This window comes from Marinomonas algicola, from assembly GCF_014805825.1.
In the GTDB taxonomy this organism is placed as follows: domain Bacteria; phylum Pseudomonadota; class Gammaproteobacteria; order Pseudomonadales; family Marinomonadaceae; genus Marinomonas; species Marinomonas algicola.
In genome coordinates this window covers 1,633,222-1,657,485 of the sequence record NZ_CP061941.1, presented here as the reverse complement: position 1 = coordinate 1,657,485, position 24,264 = coordinate 1,633,222, and the positions used below count along the sequence as shown (strand labels likewise).

22 protein-coding genes are annotated in these 24,264 nt (G+C 40.2%); 13 read left to right on the top strand and 9 right to left on the bottom strand.

What is annotated here, in order from left to right; translation table 11 throughout:
• Positions 1–30: 30 nt before the first annotated feature.
• On the bottom strand, positions 31–1,074 hold the full coding sequence (locus IEZ33_RS07465) for a rod shape-determining protein (protein WP_191603055.1): 1,044 nt from the start codon (positions 1,072–1,074) through the stop codon (positions 31–33).
• A 247-nt stretch (positions 1,075–1,321) separates the two neighbouring features.
• Between IEZ33_RS07465 and gatC the strand changes: the two genes are divergently transcribed.
• The 3 genes from gatC to gatB are packed head-to-tail and all read left to right on the top strand — an operon-like array spanning position 1,322 to position 4,532.
• Positions 1,322–1,609 carry an Asp-tRNA(Asn)/Glu-tRNA(Gln) amidotransferase subunit GatC gene (gene gatC / locus IEZ33_RS07460; RefSeq protein ID WP_191603054.1) on the top strand — a complete coding sequence of 96 codons (288 nt, stop codon included), beginning with the start codon at positions 1,322–1,324 and terminating at the stop codon, positions 1,607–1,609.
• A gap of 14 nt (positions 1,610–1,623) precedes the next feature.
• Complete coding sequence (gene gatA / locus IEZ33_RS07455; protein WP_191603053.1) at positions 1,624–3,084, top strand: Asp-tRNA(Asn)/Glu-tRNA(Gln) amidotransferase subunit GatA; 1,461 nt, start codon at positions 1,624–1,626, stop codon at positions 3,082–3,084.
• Positions 3,085–3,086: 2 nt separating this feature from the next.
• Entirely contained in the window at positions 3,087–4,532 is a 1,446-nt protein-coding gene (gene gatB, locus IEZ33_RS07450) for an Asp-tRNA(Asn)/Glu-tRNA(Gln) amidotransferase subunit GatB (RefSeq protein WP_191603052.1), read from the top strand.
• Positions 4,533–4,618: 86 nt separating this feature from the next.
• On the opposite strand, the gene IEZ33_RS07445 is transcribed toward gatB, so the two are convergent.
• Positions 4,619–5,860: a diguanylate cyclase gene (locus IEZ33_RS07445; RefSeq protein WP_191603051.1), complete on the bottom strand. Its 1,242-nt coding sequence runs from the start codon at positions 5,858–5,860 to the stop codon at positions 4,619–4,621.
• Positions 5,861–6,017: 157 nt separating this feature from the next.
• Between IEZ33_RS07445 and IEZ33_RS07440 the strand changes: the two genes are divergently transcribed.
• Together IEZ33_RS07440 and IEZ33_RS07435 are read left to right on the top strand one after the other, a co-directional pair.
• The gene (locus IEZ33_RS07440) at positions 6,018–6,266 is read left to right on the top strand and encodes a YkgJ family cysteine cluster protein (protein ID WP_191603050.1); all 249 of its coding nucleotides are present in this window, start codon (positions 6,018–6,020) and stop codon (positions 6,264–6,266) included.
• A 34-nt stretch (positions 6,267–6,300) separates the two neighbouring features.
• Positions 6,301–7,977, top strand: a complete 1,677-nt coding sequence (locus IEZ33_RS07435) for a L,D-transpeptidase family protein (protein ID WP_191603049.1) — start codon at positions 6,301–6,303, stop codon at positions 7,975–7,977.
• 82 nt (positions 7,978–8,059) lie between these two features.
• Here the strand turns inward: IEZ33_RS07435 and rlmM are convergent, their stop codons facing one another.
• The 4 genes from rlmM to uraD form a co-directional block, all read right to left on the bottom strand.
• Positions 8,060–9,112 (bottom strand): 23S rRNA (cytidine(2498)-2'-O)-methyltransferase RlmM, encoded by a 1,053-nt coding sequence (rlmM, locus tag IEZ33_RS07430; protein ID WP_191603048.1) that lies wholly within the window; start codon positions 9,110–9,112, stop codon positions 8,060–8,062.
• A gap of 71 nt (positions 9,113–9,183) precedes the next feature.
• Positions 9,184–9,855, bottom strand: coding sequence for a TIGR01621 family pseudouridine synthase (locus IEZ33_RS07425; RefSeq protein WP_191603047.1), 672 nt, complete (start codon positions 9,853–9,855; stop codon positions 9,184–9,186).
• A gap of 41 nt (positions 9,856–9,896) precedes the next feature.
• On the bottom strand, positions 9,897–10,988 hold the full coding sequence (locus IEZ33_RS07420; protein ID WP_191603046.1) for a GGDEF domain-containing protein: 1,092 nt from the start codon (positions 10,986–10,988) through the stop codon (positions 9,897–9,899).
• A gap of 118 nt (positions 10,989–11,106) precedes the next feature.
• The gene (uraD, locus tag IEZ33_RS07415) at positions 11,107–11,631 is read right to left on the bottom strand and encodes a 2-oxo-4-hydroxy-4-carboxy-5-ureidoimidazoline decarboxylase (RefSeq protein ID WP_191603045.1); all 525 of its coding nucleotides are present in this window, start codon (positions 11,629–11,631) and stop codon (positions 11,107–11,109) included.
• Positions 11,632–12,203: 572 nt separating this feature from the next.
• Here uraD and IEZ33_RS07410 point away from each other — a divergent pair.
• The 7 genes from IEZ33_RS07410 (at position 12,204) to IEZ33_RS07380 (ending at position 19,332) form a co-directional block, all read left to right on the top strand.
• Entirely contained in the window at positions 12,204–13,751 is a 1,548-nt protein-coding gene (locus IEZ33_RS07410; protein ID WP_191603044.1) for an ABC transporter ATP-binding protein, read from the top strand.
• A complete protein-coding gene (locus tag IEZ33_RS07405) occupies positions 13,748–14,824 on the top strand; it encodes an ABC transporter permease (protein ID WP_191603043.1) in 1,077 nt (358 codons plus the stop codon). Before IEZ33_RS07410 ends, IEZ33_RS07405 begins: the two co-directional genes overlap by 4 nt.
• A 3-nt stretch (positions 14,825–14,827) precedes the next feature.
• Positions 14,828–15,760: an ABC transporter permease gene (locus IEZ33_RS07400; protein WP_191603042.1), complete on the top strand. Its 933-nt coding sequence runs from the start codon at positions 14,828–14,830 to the stop codon at positions 15,758–15,760.
• A gap of 109 nt (positions 15,761–15,869) precedes the next feature.
• Positions 15,870–16,937 carry a BMP family ABC transporter substrate-binding protein gene (locus IEZ33_RS07395; protein WP_191603041.1) on the top strand — a complete coding sequence of 356 codons (1,068 nt, stop codon included), beginning with the start codon at positions 15,870–15,872 and terminating at the stop codon, positions 16,935–16,937.
• 154 nt (positions 16,938–17,091) lie between these two features.
• A complete protein-coding gene (uraH, locus tag IEZ33_RS07390; RefSeq protein ID WP_191603040.1) occupies positions 17,092–17,445 on the top strand; it encodes a hydroxyisourate hydrolase in 354 nt (117 codons plus the stop codon).
• Positions 17,446–17,492: 47 nt separating this feature from the next.
• Positions 17,493–18,317 (top strand): xanthine dehydrogenase accessory protein XdhC, encoded by an 825-nt coding sequence (gene xdhC, locus IEZ33_RS07385; protein ID WP_191603039.1) that lies wholly within the window; start codon positions 17,493–17,495, stop codon positions 18,315–18,317.
• A complete protein-coding gene (locus IEZ33_RS07380; RefSeq protein WP_191603038.1) occupies positions 18,301–19,332 on the top strand; it encodes an adenosine deaminase in 1,032 nt (343 codons plus the stop codon). Before xdhC ends, IEZ33_RS07380 begins: the two co-directional genes overlap by 17 nt.
• Here the strand turns inward: IEZ33_RS07380 and IEZ33_RS07375 are convergent.
• The 3 genes from IEZ33_RS07375 to IEZ33_RS07365 are packed head-to-tail and all read right to left on the bottom strand — an operon-like array spanning position 19,329 to position 21,513.
• On the bottom strand, positions 19,329–19,751 hold the full coding sequence (locus IEZ33_RS07375) for a GNAT family N-acetyltransferase (protein WP_240009664.1): 423 nt from the start codon (positions 19,749–19,751) through the stop codon (positions 19,329–19,331). The two genes, IEZ33_RS07380 and IEZ33_RS07375, sit on opposite strands and share 4 nt — an antisense overlap.
• A gap of 38 nt (positions 19,752–19,789) precedes the next feature.
• Positions 19,790–20,722, bottom strand: coding sequence for a hypothetical protein (locus IEZ33_RS07370; RefSeq protein ID WP_191603037.1), 933 nt, complete (start codon positions 20,720–20,722; stop codon positions 19,790–19,792).
• Positions 20,719–21,513, bottom strand: a complete 795-nt coding sequence (locus tag IEZ33_RS07365) for a glycoside hydrolase family 25 protein (RefSeq protein ID WP_191603036.1) — start codon at positions 21,511–21,513, stop codon at positions 20,719–20,721. Before IEZ33_RS07365 ends, IEZ33_RS07370 begins: the two co-directional genes overlap by 4 nt.
• Before the next feature lie 188 nt (positions 21,514–21,701).
• Here IEZ33_RS07365 and IEZ33_RS07360 point away from each other — a divergent pair, with 188 nt between their 5' ends.
• A complete protein-coding gene (locus IEZ33_RS07360) occupies positions 21,702–24,239 on the top strand; it encodes an intermembrane phospholipid transport protein YdbH family protein (protein WP_191603035.1) in 2,538 nt (845 codons plus the stop codon).
• Positions 24,240–24,264: the final 25 nt, after the last annotated feature.

Here is a 24,264-nt window from a genome sequence, read left to right as displayed (position 1 = left end):
AGTGAGCTATTAATAACAAACTCCTAAGCTCTATTCGTTATCTGCCGTAAATAACTCTGAAGCGTGCTTATCCATCATCTCTAAAGCCATGCCACCACCACGTGCGACACAGGTAAGAGGGTCATCAGCGATTATGACAGGTAACCCAGTCTCTTCGCTTATAAGACGGTCTATTTCTCTCAGCAAAGCACCGCCACCAGTAATAACCAAACCTGACTCAGCAATATCACCCGCTAACTCTGGTGGTGATTGTTCTAATACACCCTTAATAGCTTGCACTATTTGCGCCAAAGGCTCTTGCAATGCTTCCAATATTTCACTGCTTCTAAGAGTGAAAGCGCGAGGAATGCCCTCAGCCAGATTACGCCCACGAACATCAATTTGTAACTCTTCACCAGTATGATAAGCCATACCAATTTCGGTTTTGATTCTTTCTGCTGTCGCATCTCCAATTAAACTACCATATTGACGACGCACATAAGTGGTAATAGCTTCATCAAATCGATCACCACCAACACGAATGGATTCCGATGCAACAATACCATTCAATGAAATAATGGCGATTTCAGTCGTGCCACCACCAATATCAATAACCATTGAGCCAGACGCTTCGGCAACCGGCAATCCGGCACCAATAGCCGCGGCCATTGGCTCTTCAATAATATACACTTCCCTAGCACCTGCCCCTAATGCAGATTCTTTAATTGCTCTTCTCTCTACTTGAGTTGACTTACAAGGAACACACACTAAAACTCTTGGACTCGGCTTTAAAATGCTATTTTCATGCACTTTAGAAATAAAATATTGCAGCATTTTTTCAGTTACATGAAAATCTGCAATAACACCATCTTTCAGAGGGCGAATAGCCGTTATATTCCCAGGCGTTCTACCTAGCATTCTCTTCGCATCCGTACCAACAGAGGCCACTGTTTTTTGATTTCCGTTATGACGAATAGCAACAACAGATGGTTCATCAAGAACGATTCCACGATCACGAACATATATAAGGGTATTAGCTGTCCCTAAATCGATCGATAAATCACTTGAAAACATTCCCCTAATTTTCTTAAACATGAATTTCTACACCCTGATAGATACATTACGAAACAGCATGAAAATGTAACAACCATCGGCCTTTTGAGCAAGTCGAAAGGCATTAAAATTGCAAATTGACCCCATCTATTTTCTTGTTTCTTAAAATTATTTTCTTTTTCATCCTTGAACCAGAGTTTTTAGCTTTAGATGCTTTCTACTCATCTTCTATATAGATACAATAGACGTTATTTAATTTTCATTCATATTTAATTTATTTAGGTGAAATATGTCGCTCAACAAACAAGACGTGCAAAAAATCGCTCATTTAGCTCGACTGTCGCTATCTGATAATGAGTCGGAACAATATCAAGAATCGATATCAAGTGTATTGACTTTGGTTGAGCAAATGCAATCTGTTGATACTGAAGGGGTTGAACCCTTGTGCAACCCTTTGGAAATGACACAAAGACTTAGAGAAGATACGGTAACTGAGTCCAATCAACGTGATTCATATTTAGCGATTGCGCCTCAATCAGAGAAAGGCCTTTATTTAGTCCCGCAAGTTATTGATTAATAGGATTTATCGAAATGCACAGCCAAAACATCAGCTTACTTGCACAACAATTGCGTGCAAAAGAATTCTCAAGTGTTGAATTAACACAACATTTTCTTGATCGCATCAAACAGCTTGACACTACGATCAATAGCTTCATCACAGTAACAGAAGAACACGCGCTGACCGCCGCCAAACAAGCTGACATCAGACTAAGCCATGGCGAGACAAACCCATTAATTGGCATCCCTGTTGCCCACAAAGATTTATTTTGCACACAAAACACATTGACTACATGCGCGTCTAAGATGCTAAATAACTTCGTACCGCCGTACGAGTCAACGGTGACACAAAGGATGTTAAATTCCGGCAGCATTATGCTAGGGAAAACAAATATGGATGAATTCGCCATGGGCTCATCCAATGAAAACAGTTTCTTTGGTAGCGTAAAAAACCCATGGAATCTTAATGCTGTGCCAGGCGGGTCTTCTGGTGGTTCCGCCGCTGCGGTTGCTGCCGGTTTAATTGTTGCCGCAACAGGAACAGATACAGGCGGCTCCATCCGTCAACCGGCTTCATTTTGCGGAATCACTGGTCTAAAACCAACATACGGACGCGTATCACGTTTCGGTATGATTGCGTTTGCTTCAAGCTTAGATCAAGCGGGACCCATGGCACGTTCTGCAGAAGATTGTGCACACATATTAAACAGCATCGCTGGTTTTGACGAAAAAGACTCAACATCATCCGAAACAGACAAAGAAGACTATACAGCCCAACTAAACCAACCACTAACAGGTTTAAAAATAGGCCTTCCAAAAGAGTATTTTGGCGACGCGCTCGATCAAGAGGTTGCCAAAGTCACCTTAGACGCGGTAAAGGAGTTTGAAAAGTTGGGGGCAACAATTGTTGATATTTCCCTACCAAACCTTAATTTAAGCATTCCATCCTACTACGTCATTGCTCCGTCGGAAGCATCCTCTAATCTATCTCGATTTGATGGCGTCCGCTTTGGACATCGCTGTGAAAACCCAAAAGACTTGTTAGACATGTACATGAGATCACGCTCTGAAGGCTTCGGCGCAGAAATACAGAAACGCATCATGGTAGGGACTTACGCTCTTTCCGAAGGCTATTACGATGCTTACTATCTAAAGGCGCAAAAAATCCGCCGCCTAATTAAACAAGATTTTGTTGATGCACTTTCCCAAGTCGACGTCATCATGGGACCAGTTGCACCAACCACGGCATTCGGCTTAAACAGCAAAACACAAGATCCGGTAGCAATGTACCTTGAAGACATTTATACCCTTTCAGTCAACCTTGCAGGCATTCCGGCTATGTCCATCCCAGCTGGCTTTATTAACAAAATGCCTGTTGGCTTACAAATTATGGGCAACTACTTCGCCGAAGCAAAACTGTTGAATGTGGCCCATCAATTTCAGCAACATACAGACTGGCACACACATACACCAACACTGACTGAAGGAGTATAAGAATGAACTGGGAAATTGTAATTGGCCTTGAAATTCACGCTCAACTTTCGACTAAATCAAAATTATTTTCTGGTGCAGCTGTTGGTTTTGGTGCCGAACCAAATACTCAAACCGCTCTGGTAGACCTTGGTATGCCGGGCTCTCTTCCTGTACTAAACAAAGAAGCATTACGTATGGCGGTTATGTTTGGTCATGCGGTAAACGCTGAAATTGGCATGAAATCTGTTTTTGCCCGCAAAAATTATTTTTATCCAGATCTTCCAAAGGGATATCAAACAAGTCAAATGGACGACCCTATTGTTGGCATTGGGCACCTAGACATCACCCTTGAAGATGGATCAGTAAAGCGCGTTGGCATTACCCGTGCTCACTTAGAGGAAGATGCAGGCAAGTCATTGCACGAAGACTTTCATGGCATGACAGGAATAGACCTTAACCGCTCAAGCACTTCATTACTTGAAATCGTATCTGAACCAGACATTCGCTCCGCTAAAGAAGCCGTCGCTTATGTTAAGATGATCCACTCAATTGTTACCTATCTTGGCATTTGCGATGGAAATATGGCCGAGGGATCCATGCGTTGTGACGTAAATATTTCGCTGCGCCCTAAAGGTCAGCAAGAGTATGGTACGCGTACAGAAATAAAGAATGTAAACTCATTCCGCTTCATTGAAAAAGCCATTCACACTGAAGTTGAAAGACAAGCAGACATTTTGGAAGACGGTGGCAAAATCACCCAAGAAACGCGTTTATACGACCCGGAAAAAGACGAAACTCGTAGCATGCGATCCAAAGAAGATGCCAACGACTACCGTTACTTCCCTTGCCCAGATCTACTGCCTGTTGTACTGACACAAGAATACGTGGATTCTATTAAAGCGACATTACCTGAATTGCCTGTACAAAAAGCACAACGCTTTATGGAAGAGTACAAACTAAGCGAATATGACGCCAACGTGCTTTCATCCTCAAGAGAAATGGCCAATTATTTTGAAACAGTTACCTTGGCCGCTAAAAACCCAAAACTGTCTGCAAACTGGGTAATGGGCGAATTGAGCAAATTACTGAATCAAAACCAAATTGATATTGCTGATGCGCCTGTTTCTGCCGAAAACCTAGGTCTTTTATTACAACGCATTGAAGACAACACCATTAATGGAAAAACAGCAAAGGACGTATTCCAAGCCATCTGGGATGGTGAAGGTACGGCTGACGAGATTATTGAAAACAAAGGCTTAAAACAGGTTACCGACACCAAAGCCATTGAAGAAATGATTCAAACCATTTTAGATGCAAATCAAAATCAAGTAGATCAGTATCGCGCTGCAGAGCCAGACAAGCAGAAGAAAATGATTGGATTCTTTGTCGGCCAAGTGATGAAGGCATCACAAGGTAAAGCCAATCCCAGCATTGTTAACCCAATTTTAGCGAAACTGCTAAAAGGCTAGCAAAAGCCCCTCAGCTGTCAAGCTGAGGGGCTTTTCCCTAATAAAGTAATATCAACCCACTATTTAAGCCCCTTGCTAAGAGCAATTTACTCAAAAATAAACTTGTCCCGCCCTGTATTTTTTGCTGTATATAACCTTTCATCGGCAATCTCAATTGCCTGACTTAATGTGGGCTGCATGTCACAATTCATGCCGCCACTACAAGTAATCGTGATCTTATTTTCTGTAAATGTCATTTTTTTTATCTCACTTAGAAAAGCCTCAAAGCGCTGAATGGTTAATTCAGAACTTTCAGTTGAGATCAAAACACAAAATTCTTCCCCTCCAAATCGACTAATCATTTCATCAGGAAAAACCGATACCAAATACGCAGAAAACTCCAACAACAAAGCATCGCCAATCAAATGACCATGAGTATCATTAACCCGCTTAAAGAAATCAATATCCAGCATCACAACAGACAACACTCGATCAGAAGCTATGGATTTTTGATAAAGAGACTCACCTTCGGTGAATAAAAATCGACGATTGTACAACTTAGTTAACGGGTCAATATTGGCAAGATCACGAATCGTTTGTAACATTTCTTGAGCTTCTATATTGTGATTTACCCGACAATGAAACTCTTCATGATAAAAGGGTTTTTTTAGAAAATCATTAGCGCCAGATTTGATAAACTTAGCCGATAAAGAAGAGTCACCCTCTGCTGACAAACCAATAATAACCAAATCTTTAAAACGCTCATTATGCCTCAGCATACGCACCAAATCGTATCCATTAATAAGGGGCATATTATAATCTGTTATCAACATACGAATATGGCTGTCTTGCTCCAGTATCGCTAATGCTTCTTGACCATTTTCAGCCTCAAGAACCTGAAATTGATACTGCTGTAATAGGATTTTAATAAAAAGCCGACTGGTTGACGAATCTTCAGCGACAAGTACCTTAATACGTCGATTTTTTTCTAATCGATCCAAAACCTTCATTACATGATTAAATGAATAACGACTGTCTTTGGTAATGTAATCTACAACACCCTTATTAAGCAATTTAAGCCGAAGATCATCATCGAAGTTTCCTGTAAGCACAATACATGGAATCTGCTTATCTAACACCAAATCAACAACTTCACCGTGCTCAGCATCGGGAAGATTTAAATCAACAACCGCGGCAAAAAAATCACCTGAATGCGCTTCTAAACATTCCTGAGCATCCGCATAGCATTTTGCCAAAACCGGCATGAATAAGTCATTTTGTGAAACCAGATATCGAAGCACTTTTAATACAACAGGGCTGTCTTCAACCAATAAAATCTTATTTTTCACGAATCACATCTCTTTGCTTTAATTCAGACGATTAAAGACAGTTTTAAATACTTAATATTTAGAGCAAAGCACTCAGCTTCACTCTACTTTAATGCTACCATCCTTAGTATAACAACGATTTAAACATTCGTAGTATCTATTAACAAGGAATCATTGTATGGAATGTCGCACAAATTGTGGCGCATGCTGTATTGCGCCATCAATCACCTCTCCAATACCAGACATGCTTAAGGGCAAAGCCGCAGGCGTAAGGTGCGTTCACTTATTAGACAATATGAACTGCGCGATATTTAATTCAGCGAATAGACCGAAGGTTTGTGCTGACTTTAAGCCAGACCTAGAAACTTGCGGTAGTAATAGAGATGAGGCTATTTTACTATTAACCGTCATGGAAAGTTCAACTTAATCTATTATTATTGCCAATAACAAAGGAAGACTTAATGAAGTCAACGACTATACGAACTGCATGTATTTTAATTACGTCATTAGTGCTGACAGCATGCTCAACACCTAAAACGAAAAACGCCTTTATTCTTACACCGCCAAGTCAAAAGCAAATTGAAACCAATGTTCAAGCTCAAGTTTCACTCATGCTAACAGCGTTTACACCCGTTGCAGGACAGGCCATTCCCAATGAAGCCGTTTTATCGGCCTACGAGCAAAGAGATTACTCCCCTTTCTGGATTCAAAAAGACACAATTGATTCATCAATACATCAACTGCTTGATATCTTAGAGCTGTCTTACACTCATGGGTTAAACCCAGTCCATTATTACACCGAAGAAATCAAAGAGTACTTATCACTTCCCACACCAAGCCAAAAACAGCTCGCCGAATTGGATGTCATTACCACTATTGCCTTTTCCAGCTATGCTCACGACTTAAGCATTGGGCGATACGAGCCTCAATTAATCGACCCTAACTGGCAATTAGATGCGCCAACTAATGATTGGTCTGAAATTCTCTTTTTAGAAAAAACATCGGATATGATTCGTTTTTTGCCACTTCTCGCACCCAGACACCCAAATTATCAAGTATTGCAAAAATGGTTAGTGTATTACCAAAACCTTAACAACAAAGAACCTGACATCCGGGTTAAAGCAGGCGTCCCTCTTTCTGTTGGCGATCAAGGAGAACGAGTCGCCCAAATTAGGGCTAGATTGATTCAACTTGGAGACATTCGTTTCTCAACTCGTAAAACCAACGAAGATTATTTTGATGATAAGTTGAAGCTTGCATTAATACACTTCCAAAAACGTCATGACATACTGGAAGATGGGCATGCAGGAGCTCAAACCATTGAGATGCTTAATGTGCCTGTAAAAGTGAGAGCCCAACAAATTGCTTACAACTTAGAGCGCTGGAGATGGCTACCATCAACGCTTGAGTCAGAACGCATCTGGGTTGATCTAACCGATTACAAAGTCCACACCTTTCTAAATGACCAACACTCAACAATGAAGGTGGTTATAGGAAAAAATGAGCGTAAGACTCCTGTCTTTAAGGGCAACATGACTTATATGGTAACCAACCCGACCTGGAGAGTACCCCATAGAATCGCGCAAGAAACGCTCTTACCTAAAATACACCAAGACCCAAACTATTTGACAAAACACGGTTATCAAGTTTATTCAAGCTGGACGGTTGGTGCCAAGCAACTTGACCCTTTAACCATAAACTGGCCTGAGATCACACACAGCAATCTAAGATACAGATTCGAACAGACGCCCGACGAAGGCAATGCGCTCGGGGCTTATAAATTCATGTTCCCGAATAAGAATGATATCTATCTTCATGACACTCCATCTAAGCATCTTTTCAAAGAGCACATCCGAGCCTTTAGCTCTGGCTGCGTAAGACTTGAAAAACCAGAAGAGTTCGCTCAGTTAATTGTTGCATCAAGCTCAAAAAGAACAGGAGAATTAGAGAAAGCTAAAAAATCCAAGGCCACAAATGTGGTTTCTTTACCAAAAGAGATTCCTGTTTATCTAGTGTATTTCACGGTAGCGCCTAACGAAAATGGAATGCCTGAATTTCGTAATGACATTTATCAAAGGGATGAATTAATGGAAGAAGCCATGGGTTATTACTCCTTTAATCCTAAAGAAAGTCTTTAAACAAAGAAATGCCCACTTCCTTCATTAGAAAGAAGCGGGCATTGCTATCAAGACTGCTTTTAGAGAGCACGACTTTCTGATGTTACCGTGTAATAATACAGACCGTTACTTCTTCGCGATCGTGATAAAGATGTTTTGCTTGCAAACTGTATGATAGACCAGCTTGCTTTAATTCAGACTGCACAAACTCAAGACACTGATCCACTTCTTGATAACGCTTCTTCATTGGCAGTTTCAAGTTAAAGATCGTTTTTCTTGTCCACCCCTTAACAAGCCATTTTGACATAAGAGAAGCGACTTGCATTGGCGTCTCTATCATATCGCAAACCAACCAATCGACTGGACGTTTTGGCTGATACTTAAACCCATCAGACGTTTCATGCTCGACCAAATTTGTGGCCATCAAGGCTTTCTGCATCGGGCCATTATCAATGGCAATGACATGAATCCCTCGCTGCACAAACTGCCAAGTCCAACCACCAGGGGCCGCACCTAAATCGACTGCAACCAACCCCTCAGATAAATGCTTATCCCATTGATTAGCTGGAATAAACTGATGAAAAGCTTCTTCTAACTTTAATGTTGATCGACTCGGTGCGGCCGAGGGAAAGCGCAAACGGCGAATCCCCATCAAATGATCGCTTCTGCAGACATCATAAGACACACCTAAATACGCCGATTCCCCATCCAATAAAAATACATGATGACGCACCCCGACCGCTTTAGTGCGAATCAAGCCAGATTTCTTCCAACCGCTCCTTAAAGGTTTTTCGAACTTTTTAATCAAGCCAGATAAAGCTTTAGCCTCATTTGTATCCGCTGTTTCAATCCATAAATCTTCTGCAAGAGGTAAAGAACGTGCTGCGTCCAATAAGGACTCAACTCGAGACCCCTGAGACATTTCCAATACATCATTAACAGCAATAATCTGCCTAGCAAAGATCAAATTATTAAAGCTCAACCCTTTCACTAAACGCTCACCCGCGTCGGCTTGATCCATAACATAAACAACAAAACCTGAGTTTGCGGTTACTTTAGCATAACCATAAAACCCTTCTTGATTGGCTAAATCTGAAATTTCAGCCGCGCAATCTTTTTCAAAACCTTGACGACAATAAAGTAATACATTCTTCATAAAAATACCTCTGACCGCCATTTTACATGTTAATGGACAGACAAAGCGGATAATCTTATTTTTTATTCAGTCTAATCGTGATTTTCTTGAAAATAATGCTCGATCAGATTATTTGAGATGACATTAAAGTCACCTCGTTCATCTGGCAACTGAAAATATGAATGAACAGAGTCGTTCCAGTGAAATGATAAATAACAAGCATGCAGATAACCTCTTTCAGCTTCTCCGCCTCCGTATCTCTTATCACCTAATATAGGCGCACCAATGCTCTTCATTGCAACCCGTAATTGATGTGTTTTACCCGTTTTGGGCGCCAAAAAATACAGTCTTTTTCCTGGCATTAATGAACAAGAAGAAAAACGAGTCTCTGCTACATTATTAAGCTCTTGAGTAAGCTTCCATTGCCCCCGCCTACTGGGAGACATTCCACCTTTAATAATTCCCTGTTTCTTTTTTGGCTTTTTCTCCGAAACAGCCACATACATTTTTTGCACAAGGCGCGCTTCAAACAGTCGTCCAAATGTTTGGGCGGCTGATTTATGTAACGCCACAAGACATAAGCCCGATGTCATTTTATCCAGTCGATGGACAGGAAATAGTTCCGTATATGAAGTCATATTATAAAGGGATTCTATAAAACCAACTTCACCTGACTCAGCATGAAAACTCATTCCATCTGGTTTATAGACAACAAGGAAGTCTTCGTTTGAATGTAGAATTCGACATCCTCTTACATCAGTCATAACAACCTCAAAAATAGTAGAAGAAAAAAGAACACCATAAATCAGTACAAAGAAAACACTTGAACTTGATTTCGGCCCGCATTCTTTGCTTCATATAAAGCCTGATCCGCTTCCGACAAGAGCTCTTCATATCGACTGGTATTGAAACCGATAGAAGATATGCCGATGCTTACTGTTACAGGAACAACAATGCCAAGCTTAGTTTCAATATAAAGACTTTCGATAGACTTGCGAACGGCCTCCATTTCCTTTTGAGCTAAGCCTTTATCTGTATTTGGCATAACAATAACAAACTCTTCACCACCATAACGTCCCAGTTTAAATGCCGTCCCTATTTTATTTGCCATTGTCTGAGCCACATCTCGTAACACTAAATCCCCTGCATCATGCCCATAAGTATCATTAATTTTTTTAAAGTGATCTAAGTCAATAATGGCAAAAGAAGATTTCTCTTTATTCAATATTGAGCTAGCGAACACATTTACGGCATCAGCTAATACTTTTCGACGATTTGAAATTCCAGTTAACTCATCCACTTCAGCCAATCTCTTTAAAAAGGTGTTAGCCTTTATTAACCGGCTGATTAACAAGTTCATAATAAAAGAAGCGAATACGGTACACATACAGAAAGAGTATACTCTCATCCAAATCTGCTGTTCACTCGTGATAAGAACGGAGTCGTTTGGTGCAAGCAACTCACAAAGGAAAAATACAATGGTACCAATTAGAACAACGCCTACCCTTTTAAGGTAATGCTTCTTATGGAATACAGAAAAAGCATAAATAGGAATCAAGGAAGCAACCCAATGCAACCCATTACTTGAACCAATAAAAAAAAATGAGCTTACTAGAAGGAAGCCCATTAAGAAAAAGGGCAAAAAAATGGCGGATTGACTATAGAAGCCCTTTAAATTGAGACGAACCCCTATCACACAAATAAAAACCGAAACAACTTGAAACCAAAAAGCTGGCCACACAGACCAGAACATATAGAGTATGGCGGTGAATGTAATGCCACATAATGTTAAAAGATAGGACAAGTTTGTGATTTGAAGATTATACGGGCCTTCATCAGACCTATCTGTAACCCCCATAAACAAAATATCGTCTATTTTTTTTGAAAAATAATTCAAACGAACGACCCATTTATCTTATAGTATGAAAATAAATTGCGATAACACAGCAACTGATTGCATTATAGACTAAGCATTCAGAAGTATCATAGGGTTTAACCGTTTGAATGATTACAAATTATTTATCTTCTAATCTAAACATAGCAATTTTATGTACCTCACTCACAGCGCACAAAAACTCTTGATCTGTATCATGCTTAATACGAGAGTCAAAACCTTGAAGAACCTGATGTTTTGTCGCGCCCTTAACCGCCATAATAAATGGAAAACCATTTTTTTGTTTATAGCAGGTATTCAATTGATGGAACCGAGCTAACTCATCTTTAGTACAAGAGTCTAACCCGGCACCAGCTTGCTCATTTGCCGAGTCCGCTGTTAATGAGCCAGATAATGCTGCTTTACCAGCTAAATCCGGATGCGCATTAAGCAGCGCTAATTTTCGCTCATAACGGCTGTTATTCACAACCTCTTTCAGTAAGTTAGCCATAGCATCGATGTCATCAAAAAACACCTTTTGATCCGCTCGCTGAACAAACTCCCAAGCCGCTTCGGCAACCCATGAGGAATGTTCATAAACGTCCCGAAACACCTCTATAAAACCCTCATAAGACAGTTCACTGGGTTTATTTTTCAATTTTTTCATACGCTAAAACCTTATAGTGTAAAAAACTCTTAATAAACTGTTCTATTTAGATCGACGCTCTTGTAGACCAAAATAGAACAGGGACCTCCCACCATGAACACTCTACTTCAAAGCATCAAAACTGTTTGAATTAAGCACTCCAGCAAAAAACGGCACTTCTCTTTATAAGCAAAGGCATAAACATTGAAAACAAACCTTCATTAATTCCATCCTAAAACAAGACTGAAGAATGAAGACCGTTTCATTTTTTACCTGTTTTTATTGAATTTAATATTGACCAAGAAGACAATTATTATAAATTTACGTATTATCTAGATTAATTCAAAACATACGGGTGATCAAAACTATTGGCACATATATTGAATAATCAAAACAAAAGTTTCAATTATTTTCTTCACTGTCTATATTAAAGACAGATTTAAATCTATATTGATACTGACACGCACCAAAAAAGCACAACAAATTTTCTACGCACCATCAGCAAACATTCTTTATTTTTATGTTGATGTAAATATTTGAATTAAACAAAAACTTAGTCATTTATTGATGACTTATTGTATAGAGAACACATTGTGACATTATCTACAGATCACACTGCTTATCGAATTGAATTACGCAACATAACTAAGCAATACCCTGGTTGTCTTGCCAATGACTCAATTAACCTGTCTTTACTCCCCGGGGAAATACATGCACTACTCGGTGAAAATGGTGCAGGTAAAAGTACCCTTGTAAAAACCATCTATGGCGTTGTTTCTCCTGATCAAGGTGAACTGCTTTGGGATGGTAAAACGGTGCAAATCAAATCGCCAAGTGATGCTAGAGATTTGGGCATTGGCATGGTATTCCAACACTTCTCCCTTTTTGAGACACTTACTGTAACTGAAAACATTGAATTATGTTTAAGCAAAAAGCAGCTGTCAGAAGTCGATAACCTTTCGGATAAAATACGTCATCTCTCGCAAATATATGGATTGGATGTTGATCCAAGTCGTTATATACACTCTCTGTCAATAGGTGAACGCCAACGTGTTGAAATACTTCGCTGCTTAGTTCAGTCAGTAAAATTACTGATTTTAGACGAACCAACCTCTGTGCTTACGCCTCAGGAAGTATCTAGCCTATTTGTTGTTTTAAGAAAGTTATCTAGTGAAGGATGCAGTATTTTATTCATCAGCCATAAACTGCATGAGGTCACCGAAATATGCCAAAAAGCCACTATTCTTCGTGGGGGAAAGGTCATTAGTACCTGCTCTCCTCAAGAGGAATCGGCCTCTAGCATTGCTAAAATGATGGTTGGTGATCTAGCAGATCAAGACGCAGGTTACTCGAAAAAAGACGGTCATACTGTCATTTTTGAAGCAAAAGAATTTACGCTACCGACCAAACAGCCTTTTGGCACTTCATTAAAAAAAGTAAATTTTTCCTTAAAAGCCGGAGAGATATTAGGGATTGCGGGCGTTGCGGGGAATGGTCAAGATGAATTGATGGCCGCAATCAGCGGTGAAGATGGCCGCCCTGTTGACAATATGCTTTATCTTAATCAGCAAGATATTGGTGCCTTTGATGCAGGCAAAAGACGTAAACTAGGAATGGCAAATGTACCAGAAGAACGTCTTGGACGGGGCGCTGTGCCTGAAATGTCACTGAGTGAAAACACCTTATTGACGCAAAAAAGAGATTTTGTCAATAAAGGTCTAGTGAATTGGAAAAAAGTCCAAACCTATGCTCAAAGCATCATTGAAAACTACAAAGTAAAATGCCATGGCGAGTTCTCAGAAGCAAAAAGCTTGAGCGGTGGCAACCTTCAAAAATTCATCATGGGGCGAGAAATTGGCCAAGACCCAATTGTTCTCATTTGTGCTCACCCAACTTGGGGTGTGGATGTTGGTGCCGCGTTATCGATTCATCAATCGTTGCTGGAACTAAGAGACAAAGGCGCAGCCATATTATTAGTCTCAGAGGATATTGATGAGCTATTTTTACTGGCAGACAGAATTGGCTCGATATGCGATGGGTATTTATCGCCAATAGTTAAAACAGACGAAACCGATATCGAGCAAATAGGTTTATGGATGGCTGGTAGCTTTATTTCCGAATCACAGGAGGCATCGCTATGATACGCGTGCAAGCCAGAATTGAACAAAGTACGTTAATGAAGATTACCTCACCGATCTTAGCCATTGTGTTAACACTAATATTTGGCTCTATTCTTTTTTCGGCTATTGGTAAAGACCCGATACAAGCCATGCAGGTGCTCCTTATTGCACCATTATCAGATATGTACAACATTGGTGAAATGTTTGTAAAAATGGGGCCTTTATTACTATGCGCCGTTGGATTATCTTTATGTTATCGCGCTAATTTATGGAATATCGGTGCTGAAGGCCAATTGTTAATGGGCGCGCTTGGCGGCAGTGCGGCCGCACTCGCCTTTATTGATTCCACTTCATCCTTTGCGCTTCCCATCACATTAATTTGTGGCATTGCTTCTGGGATGTTTTGGGCGGCCATACCCACTTATTTAAAGCTGAAATTTAATTCAAACTTAATACTGACAACGATTATGTTTAATTATATTGCACTTTATTTATTACTCTGGGCTGTTCATGGACCTTTACGCGATCCACAAGGCTATGGCTTTCCAGAGTCCGCCTTATTCTCGGATATTACAACCCTGCCGATTTTATTTGATGAAGGGAGAATACACCTTGGTGTTGTTTTCGCAATCATTGCAGCCGTAGGGGCTTGGGTATTATTAAACAAGAGTCATATCGGTTTTCAAATTCGTGTGTTTGGTCAAGATGAGCCAGCAGCAAGATACGCTGGCTTCAACGGTAAAAAAATCAGCTGGATTGTTATGCTATTCGCAGGCGCCTTAGCGGGCTTAGCGGGTGTGTCTGAGGTAACGGGGCCAATTGGACAGTTGATTCCAAGTGTTTCTCCAGGGTATGGCTATTCCGCTATTATTGTCGCTTACCTTGGTCGTTTGCACCCATTAGGCGCCCTCCTCTCCGCTACTTTTATGGCCGTGCTTTATATGGGCGGTGATTTAGCACAGATTGAAATCGGAGTGCCTACCGCCGTTGTCGGCATGTTCCAAGGTGTTTTACTCTTTTTCCTACTTGCTTGCGACTTTTTTATTCGCTATCGAGTGTCCTTTATTTCAAACAACAGCCCTATCCAGGAGTAACGCGTGGACGCTGAATTACTGTCTCAAGTTCTATTTGCCGCCATTAAAACGGGTACACCACTACTCTTAATCGCATTAGGCGAAGTCATATGTGAAAAATCAGGCGTCCTCAATCTTGGTCAAGAAGGCATGATGTTAATGGGAGCCGTTGTTGGTTTCCTGGCCGCTTATACTTCTGGCTCTGTTGGATTAGGCGTTCTAGGTGCCATTATCATAGGTATGTTTATGAGCCTGATATTTGCCTTTTTAGTTCTACACCTTGGCGCAAATCAAGTCGCCACTGGTTTAGCGTTAACCATATTTGGTACTGGCTTAAGCGCTTTTGTTGGCTCAGGCGTCGTCGGACAAACAGTGCAAGGCTTTCAACCAATTGTGATTCCACTACTGTCTGATATCCCGTTTATTGGGCACATTTTATTTACTCACGATTTGCTGGTTTATCTTTCTTTTGCTTTAGCGGCATTGGTCTCGTATGTCGCCACCAAAACCCGCATTGGGTTAGTCATTAAAGCCGTAGGTGAAAATCCGCATGCCGCAAATGCTATTGGCATTAAAGTATTAAGAGTTCGATACTGTGCTGTTATGTTTGGTGGGGCTATGGCTGGGCTTTCTGGTGCGTACATGTCACTTGTCTATACTCCAATGTGGATTGAAAACATGACGTCTGGACGTGGCTGGATCGCTTTGGCCCTTGTTGTATTTGCTTCTTGGAGAGTTGGCCGTATTATGCTCGGGGCTTATCTCTTTGGTTTGGCAAGTATTATGCATCTCGTTTTACAAGGAATGGGTTGGAATATTTCTCCAAACCTTCTCGCTATGCTGCCTTATGTCGCCACCGTAGTGGTCATGGTCATCATCAGCGCTGATCATTTTAAAGAAAAGTTACTGGCACCAAGGTCGCTTGGAAAACCTTTCGACCCAAGACAAATGGCGTAAAAAAGTGACGCATGGCTAATATAGACAATTGTGAATATATTGGTCTGCTGTATTGATAGTATTAAGTATAACCATGTAGAGCGCTATTAAGCGTATAGGAGTTAAATCGATGAAGTTAAAAAGCTTATTATTAGGCCTAGGTCTTGTCGCAGGTCTATCTGCAGCACACGCAGAAGATCCATTTAAAGTAGGTTTTGTCTATGTTGGGCCTGTTGGCGACCATGGTTGGAGTTACGAGCATAACCGTGGACGTGAAGAGCTAGAAAAACACTTTGAGGGTAAAGTAAAAACGACCTATGTTGAGAATGTTGCAGAAGGTGCTGACGCGGAACGCGTCATTACACAATTAGCTAAATCAGGGAACGACCTGATTTTTACAACTTCTTTTGGTTACATGAACCCAACACTTAAAGTCGCTAAGCGTTTTCCTAAAACCACATTCGAACATGCCACTGGCTATAAACGCGCTAAAAATCTAGGCACTTATGCACTGCGTACCTATGAAGGTCGTTATGTGTCAGGTGTAGCAGCCGGAATGATGACCAAAACCAATAAAATTGGTTATATTGGGTCCTTTCCTATTCCAGAAGTATTTCGAGACATCAATTCAGCCTACATGGCAGCTAAAACAGTCAACCCAAATGTTGAATTCAAAATTGTTTGGGTAAACTCTTGGTATGATCCAGGTAAAGAAACCGATGCAGCCAATGCACTGATGGATCAAGGCGTAGATGTTTTACTACAACATACAGACAGCCCTGCGCCACTTATTGCCGCCGAGAAGCGTGGTATGCGTGCCGTTGGTCAAGCATCTGATATGAGCCATTTTGCGCCTAATGCTCACATTTTCTCAGTACGAGATGATTGGGCACCTTATTACATTAAAACAACAGAAGCCGTTATGGATGGTACCTACAAGCCAGCTGACTTTTGGGGTGGTTTTAAAGACGATATGTTAAGCATTTCCTCCATCAATGATAACTTACCTGCTGACGTTAAAGCCAAAATCCAAGCGACATATGACGATGTTCGTTCTGGTAAAATTAGCCCTTTCACAGGACCTATTAAAAATAACGAAGGCAAGGTTGTTGTTGCAAAAGGGCATACTTTAACTGACACTGAACTTGCTCAAGTTAATTGGTATGTTGAAGGGATAACAGACGCTATTCCTCAATAATTCATCCATCGAGCAGCGATTCAATATACATCGCTGCTCGATATTCCAGATTCAATCCATTTTGAACAGAAGTCCATCAAAAAAACATTGAATATTTTCCAATAAAAAATTAAAACAATAGTTTCAATATATACTTAAACGAAAGGAAAATATTATGGGATATTTAACAACTCATGTTTTAGACACGACACACGGTACACCAGCGGCTGGCATTGCCATTACACTTTTTAGTTTAGAAAACAACCACAAATCAAAAATTGCCTCAGCAATAACCAATAGTGATGGTCGCTGCGATAGCCCCATTCTAGCGCAAAGCGATTTTGAAATAGGAACCTATGAACTTGAATTTGAGGTTGGCGATTATTTTATACATAAAGGCATACAACAAAAAAAACCCAACTTTCTTGATAAGGTTATTATTCGATTCGGTATCAATGATTCGACTGAGCATTATCATGTACCATTATTAGTCTCTCCTTATGGATACAGTACGTATAAAGGAAGCTAAAATACCTTCTATTAATAACAACAAGGACAAAATACACTAGGATGCTTATGAAAACGCATTGGGTTCAACAAGCTGCACAACTTGAAAAAGCAGCAACAAATTTTGTTATGGTGTCTGTTGTTTCTATTCAAGGTTCAACACCAAGAGAAATTGGTGCCCGTATGTTGATCACCAAAGACGCTATTTTTAATACTATAGGCGGTGGCCATCTTGAATGGAAGGCCATGGCTTATGCCCGCCAATGCTTAGAAAACCGGCAACCTATAAATGAAATTAAAGAGTACCCGCTAGGGGCGACACTTGGGCAATGTTGTGGAGGTAAGGTGTCATTGTTATTTGAAAGCGTCTTTCAAGCCGATTTCAGCCTTGCGATTTTTGGCGCAGGTCATGTCGGCAAAGCCATTATTCATTGCTTAGGTCAAATCCCTTGTAAAGTCTATTGGATAGATAGCCGTGCGAATGAGTTCCCACAAGAATGTCCTGAAAATATTATTAAAATTCACTCGGACTACCCTGTAGATGAAATAAAAGACTTACCCAGTAACAGTTACTACCTTGTACTTACCCATAACCATCAACTTGATCTAGACTTATCTGAAGCCATATTAAAACACAATGATTTTGCTTATTTAGGCGTAATCGGCTCAAAAACGAAAAGCGCCCGTTTTAAACATAAACTAAGAGACAAAGGCTTTTCTTCTGAGGCGATAGCACGTATGGAATGCCCAATGGGCGAACCTGAAATAGTCAGTAAACAGCCTGGAGAAATTGCCGTCTCAACGCTTTCTCAATTATTAAAATATAGGCAGAAACAAACGCCTACTAAGCAAGAAAAAAGATCAAAAGAGGTACTTTATGAGAACTCAAACTGAACTGCTAAGCCTTGCAGAGCGTATGCCGAAAGCGGAACTTCATCTTCACTTAGAAGGCACATTTGAACCTGAAAAAATGTTTCAAATAGCCGAACGTAATCAGATTACGTTAAAATACAAATCAATTGATGAGCTAAAAGCCGCCTATCAATTCACTAACTTGCAAGATTTTCTCGACCTTTATTATCAAGGAATGTCTGTTCTCCTTAAAGAGGTTGATTTTTATGATCTGACTATGGCTTATCTAGAAAAAGTTCATTCTCAGAATGTTGTTCATGTTGAAGTTTTTTTTGACCCCCAAGGACACCTAGAAAGAGGCGTCTCTTTCGAGATTCAAATCAACGGTATCACCAAAGCACTTGACGATGCACAGAAAAAATGGGGAATGACTTATCGACTTATTATGTCTTTTTTACGGCATTTAAGTGAAGAGAGCGCTTTCGAAACGCTGGAATTAGCCAAGCCCTTTTTAAATAAAATAGACGCCGTAGGCTTAGACAGCTCTGAACTTAACCATCCCCCCCAGAAATTCAGCCGCGTATTCCAAAGCTGCAAAGAGTTAGGACTAAAAATCACGGTGCATGCAGGTGAAGAAGGCCCACCAGAATACGTTTGGCAAGCCTTAGACATTCTTAATGTTGACCGTATAGATCATGGTAATAGAGCGCTAGAAGACACACAATTAACGGCTGAAATTTTAAAACGTCGATTGACACTAACCGTCTGCCCTCTTTCTAATCTCAAGCTTTGTGTAGTCGATTCTATAAAAAATCACCCCATTCAAAAAATGCTACGACTTAACCTAAATGCGACAGTCAACTCAGATGATCCAGCCTATTTTGGAGGCTACATGAATGAGAATTTTAATTCATTAATAACGGAGTCAAATCTGACAGAGGACGAACTTTATCAATTGGCTAAGAATGCCTTTGAAGGTGCTTGGCTATCCAGAGAACAAAAAGCGATCTATCTCGACATGCTTAATGCATCCTTTAAAGCATCCGCTATAAGCTAATTTGAATAAACATCAGGCTGCCATACTTCCATAAAGGAAGTAGGGTTAGCCAATGCCTTAAAGCCAAATTTTTCATATAAACCATGAGCATCACTGGTAGCCAGAGCCATACGCCTTAGTCCCTGCAGATCTTTATGGTCAAGGATATGTCTCATTAACCGTTTACTTAAACCCAGCCCACGATATTCAGGCAAAATAAAAACATCAGCCAAATACGCAAATGTAGCTCGGTCCGTTATCATTCTAGCAAAGCCTACCTGCTGATAATCCGTATTCATTACCCCAAAGCATAACGAGTTTTGCAGTCCTTTTACTAAAATAGGAAAAGGGATGTTTTTGGCCCAATAAGTAGAACTTAAGGTTTTATGGATAACAACTAAATCCATTTCTTCCAATTTATCGACAATATAAAAATTCATACGAGGCCCTCTTAATTCCTAGTCAATGCAGCGCCACATTAATGTGATGCTAATTGATTACGATCAATACCGATCGCCGCTAACTTTTTAATACACACGTGATGTATCGGGAATAGCCTACAGATTACATAATATAATCCCAACATCAAAAATGCGGGAATAATGAATAAGGTTAATGCCATCTTAGCGGCAAATTGCATCACCACATAACTGCTTCTTTGGGTCTTTTGCGACAATTTTGCAGAAGACGCCTTATGTAAAAACTGGATACTGGTTTTGGCATGCTGCTTTAAATCGCCTTTATTGTTAACACCAGATAACTCATTAGACATGGCTGAAAAATATTGGTAGCTGGCTTTATCTTCAAAGTAATGATCGACTGCATGACTTAAGCCTGAGGATAAATGAATACTATACGGAATGATCAAATAGCTGACTAAAAATAGGCTCCCAGCCGAACGTAAAATAGCATGCCATGTCACGCTGGTTAAGAGAGTTCGATCGATCCATGATAATACAGTCCAAAGCGCAAGCAAGAGAATAAATAACTCTAAAAACCATGAAGACACGTACTCGCAAAGCGCTGAAAGAGCTTGAATGGTACCAATACCGGCTAATGATAACAGCACTACCTCATTGCCCTTTTCAAGTACAGCCGATAACTGACTTAATAATCGCCCCACCTCAACATTAATATCAAGAATAAATGAGATCCCAACCTGACTGCTTGCCGCCACATCAACTAACGTTTGTAACGCTAGTAAATGCCCAAGTTCTTTCCCTAATTGCGCTTCTAGCCCTTGTAAATAAGAAACATTACTATAATGAAGTTCCTCTTGTTGGAAGAAACCCGAGAAAGACGAAAAATAATCAAAATGATGTAAGCCTAAAAACAAGATCAGAAATGTAGACAGTATCAATAAATCAAACCGACCTAGTAACCCATTATCCAACCGATGATCCATCTTCATTTTACCTCCTTTTTACCATGACATTTAATATCCTTTAAGCGAGCCTCATCAACGACAATGTCCAAGTCAACATGGCCATTAATGCCTTCCACATGACCTGTCTCAGAATGTTGCCATAGGACAAGGTTTTTCAATCCATCAGGTACAGTCATCGCACCATCGTAATCGGCCAACCAAAATGGATATTCGTTAAAACCTTCACCAATGTTAGCTTTCCAGAAATCGCCATAAGAATACAAAACGGGTTTACAGCCAGTGCTTTCTTCAATGATTTTTAGCAGTGTTTTTAAGCGTTTCTTAATTTCATCAGCGGGTACACCACGAGTAATTTCCACGTCAATCATAGGCGCTAATGTCAAGTTATTATCGGCTAAAGACAGCAAAAAGTTCTGTGCTTGCTTCGCAGGATCATCTTCGGCCTCAAAAAAATGGTATGCCCCCACCCAAATTCTTTCTGCCGAATCATTTATTTGTGCTAATGCGTCACTATTCGCTTTGAAGTCTGGGTCTTGATAAGTCATCCCATCGGTGGCTTTTAAGTAGACAAACTTAATATCTGAATGCGCAACTGAAGTCCAATTCACTTTGCCTTGATCATGGGAAACGTCGATACCATGCAAAGAGCCTGCGACTGACTTGCCCTTTTCACCTTGAGAAGCGTCATCCGAGAGTAAAGGGGCTTGTGTATTGTGAGAGACAATTAGTGGTCTCTTGAATAAAATATACGTAAAGACAATGGCACAAAATACATAGCCAACTAACCTTAATTTACTGCGTTTACCTTCACTCATAGTATGAGATCCCCTATGATAATCAGCATTTCAATAAGCACTCATTATGAGGTATGAATGACAAATCATCCTCAATGCCTTGGTAAAAATAAGCGCTGATCCATGTTCTCAAAAAACGTATCTTATCGTAATATCGTTTAACACTGATTGTTAATAGAAATACACTGAGCGAATCACTTAAGGAAACAATGCTAAAACGAATAAGTACCTTCATCCTATTTCTATTATTACTGATCTTGGCCGCCGCCTACATTTTTCGGCTCCCTCTGACTCAAGGGTTTTTAGCGCCTCAATTGAATGAGCACAACATTAAATTAGAATGCCTAGATTGGTCTATGACCGCTAATCTATCTCTTCAAGCCAAGACAATTTGCCTTACTTATCAAAAACACACCCTTGAACTACAAGACATTGAACTTAGTCATGATTATCTGGTCATAAACAATGCCACTTTAACTCTCAACTCAAAAACAAACAGTACCGTCAACACAACAACCCAATCAATACGTAACACAGAAGCAGGTCTGACGGGGGCGATTAATCTAGCACTGCCAAAAACGCGTCCTCTATTAATGATAAACACGCTCAGCATTCAAAATGACCAACTAACGCAACCCGTTAGCCTAACCGTTTCTGAAAATACGCTTAACCACTTTACTGTGCAAGGTGATTTAAGTGCGACGATTAAACTGACGGATCATAAAATATCAGGCTCTATTCAGGCTAATAGAGATAAAATAATCAAAGAATTTTTGCAAGAACACCTTATTACAGACCCAAATGCACAGATTACAATTCTATCTAATGATACAAAATTAAAGAGTGATCATAAATTTGAATTTAATGGCAAAAACCTTCAAATACAAAGTCTACTTGATGTGTTTTTTCCCTACACAAATAACGCACTGTGTCAGTCAACTTTGGCCGTTAAAGGCACACTCCTATCTCGCTTTAATTTAGTTAGCCAAGTATTCATTTTTGACCCCAAAGATTTAATAACGCAAGTAAAGTTCGATAAAAATTGCGTAAACAACTCCCCTCAATCCGAATATCAAGACTTTATACAAGCTCAAGCCGCCTTTGATTGGCAACTGAATATTCCAGAAGCGATTCGTCTCAATCACACTCAATTAACGATACCGACTGTCCAATTAAAAAGCAGAGACAAGAATACCTATCAGATCAATGCTAAAAATATAACCGTCAAACTCGATCAACCCGATACTCTAGCAGGCGAGATTAGCGTTCAAGCCCGTACCAAAAACCTCCAAAATATTCGCATAAGTACCCAACTGAGTGGTGCAACCTTAACGGGAAAATATCAGATAGCGGCCAATCATCTTCCTAAATTTACAGGCATTAACTCAGAGGAAGCGACTCTTGTTGGAAATTACACCTTAACACATTTATTTAGTCGCTCAGGGGGGACTACTCCCATTGGCAAAATAAGCAGTCAAATCAATATTGCTGCAGGAAAAATGTGGCCCTATCAGTTTAAACATTACCAGGGTAAACTGCTGGCAACACTTGATTCAAACCTCTTATTAAAGTCAACCCTAGTCAGCCAAATAGTCAGCAGTCAGATCACATTAAATCAACTTGAGAAGCTTACATTGAGTGGACTAGTAAATACCATTGAGACACACATTAATCTCAATGAGAACAAACCAGCTATAAACCTTAAAGCAACCAGTACACTCAAGTCACTTCAAGCGCCTCAAGCAAAACTCACAAAGATCAAAATAGACTCAGAAGGCGAATTTAAGGACCATTTGGAAGCGTCCCACCACATGCTCATCGAAGGTGTTTCTGTAATCGCCTCGAACACGCTGTCAGACAAAGGCCACCCATTTGAAATAACCATACCGAAGCAAAGTACAGCAAAATTAAATGCATTCATCAAAAAAATGGATCCTCTTGGGCAACTTACTAAAGGCTATTTTTCTGGAAAAATCATAGGCGATGCTCACACCAAACAGGCGTCTATTACTCTCCAACTGGATCAAGTCTCCGGTCTGTATGATGATTACTTACTTGATAGCTTAGACACTCAGTTGGAAGCCCAATACCTAAATGAAAAACTTATCTTAGATAAAGCGAATTTTAGCCTGAGCGAATTACGCGCTGGTATCATAATCAATAAACTTCAAGGAGAGTTGGCGCTAAGGAACCATCAACCCCTTATTCAAAATGTAAAGGGCAACCTGTTCGATGGCTATTTTCTAGTCGACAAATACCTTATTGGAGCAGATGATCAAACCATTCATGTGCGTTTTAATGATATTGAAGCCAGTAAAATCATGGCGCTTTATAATGATCCAAGCATCCAAGTAACCGGGAAATTTACAGGCGCGCTTCCTATTGTTATTAAAGGCAATAACATTGAAATTCAGCAAGGTACACTCTCTAACCAAAACCAAGCTTCTCTGATCATTGAAAACAACGAGGCTTTTAACGCCATTAAATCTCAACAGAAAGAGTTAACACAGGTCTTAGGGTTATTGGAAAATTTGGATATACAACGACTTGATAGCAACGTAAAACTGGCGCCAAATGGTGACTTAACGCTTAACGTAAAATTAAAAGGTTACAATAAAAAGCAAGCTCAAGAGGTGAATTTTAACTACAATCATGAAGAAAATGTGTTTACATTACTCAGAGCGTTACGTTTAAGCGATGAGATCACGCACCAAGTTGAGCAAACGTATCTTAAAAACCGTAGCTAGGAACCGTAACTAAAAACCAATAGGT

What these genes read in the sequence shown, in the direction of transcription:
- IEZ33_RS07380 (WP_191603038.1), top strand. Translation starts at nt 18,301, where the DNA reads ATGAGAACTCAAACTGAACTGCTAAGCCTTGCAGAGCGTATGCCGAAA.
- gatB (WP_191603052.1), top strand. Translation starts at nt 3,087, where the DNA reads ATGAACTGGGAAATTGTAATTGGCCTTGAAATTCACGCTCAACTTTCG.
- IEZ33_RS07435 (WP_191603049.1), top strand. Translation starts at nt 6,301, where the DNA reads ATGAAGTCAACGACTATACGAACTGCATGTATTTTAATTACGTCATTA.
- IEZ33_RS07465 (WP_191603055.1), bottom strand. Translation starts at nt 1,074, where the DNA reads ATGTTTAAGAAAATTAGGGGAATGTTTTCAAGTGATTTATCGATCGAT.
- gatA (WP_191603053.1), top strand. Translation starts at nt 1,624, where the DNA reads ATGCACAGCCAAAACATCAGCTTACTTGCACAACAATTGCGTGCAAAA.
- IEZ33_RS07365 (WP_191603036.1), bottom strand. Translation starts at nt 21,513, where the DNA reads ATGAGTGAAGGTAAACGCAGTAAATTAAGGTTAGTTGGCTATGTATTT.
- IEZ33_RS07440 (WP_191603050.1), top strand. Translation starts at nt 6,018, where the DNA reads ATGGAATGTCGCACAAATTGTGGCGCATGCTGTATTGCGCCATCAATC.
- IEZ33_RS07405 (WP_191603043.1), top strand. Translation starts at nt 13,748, where the DNA reads ATGATACGCGTGCAAGCCAGAATTGAACAAAGTACGTTAATGAAGATT.
- uraH (WP_191603040.1), top strand. Translation starts at nt 17,092, where the DNA reads ATGGGATATTTAACAACTCATGTTTTAGACACGACACACGGTACACCA.
- IEZ33_RS07370 (WP_191603037.1), bottom strand. Translation starts at nt 20,722, where the DNA reads ATGAAGATGGATCATCGGTTGGATAATGGGTTACTAGGTCGGTTTGAT.
- rlmM (WP_191603048.1), bottom strand. Translation starts at nt 9,112, where the DNA reads ATGAAGAATGTATTACTTTATTGTCGTCAAGGTTTTGAAAAAGATTGC.
- IEZ33_RS07360 (WP_191603035.1), top strand. Translation starts at nt 21,702, where the DNA reads ATGCTAAAACGAATAAGTACCTTCATCCTATTTCTATTATTACTGATC.
- IEZ33_RS07395 (WP_191603041.1), top strand. Translation starts at nt 15,870, where the DNA reads ATGAAGTTAAAAAGCTTATTATTAGGCCTAGGTCTTGTCGCAGGTCTA.
- gatC (WP_191603054.1), top strand. Translation starts at nt 1,322, where the DNA reads ATGTCGCTCAACAAACAAGACGTGCAAAAAATCGCTCATTTAGCTCGA.
- xdhC (WP_191603039.1), top strand. Translation starts at nt 17,493, where the DNA reads ATGAAAACGCATTGGGTTCAACAAGCTGCACAACTTGAAAAAGCAGCA.
- IEZ33_RS07425 (WP_191603047.1), bottom strand. Translation starts at nt 9,855, where the DNA reads ATGACTGATGTAAGAGGATGTCGAATTCTACATTCAAACGAAGACTTC.
- uraD (WP_191603045.1), bottom strand. Translation starts at nt 11,631, where the DNA reads ATGAAAAAATTGAAAAATAAACCCAGTGAACTGTCTTATGAGGGTTTT.
- IEZ33_RS07375 (WP_240009664.1), bottom strand. Translation starts at nt 19,751, where the DNA reads ATGAATTTTTATATTGTCGATAAATTGGAAGAAATGGATTTAGTTGTT.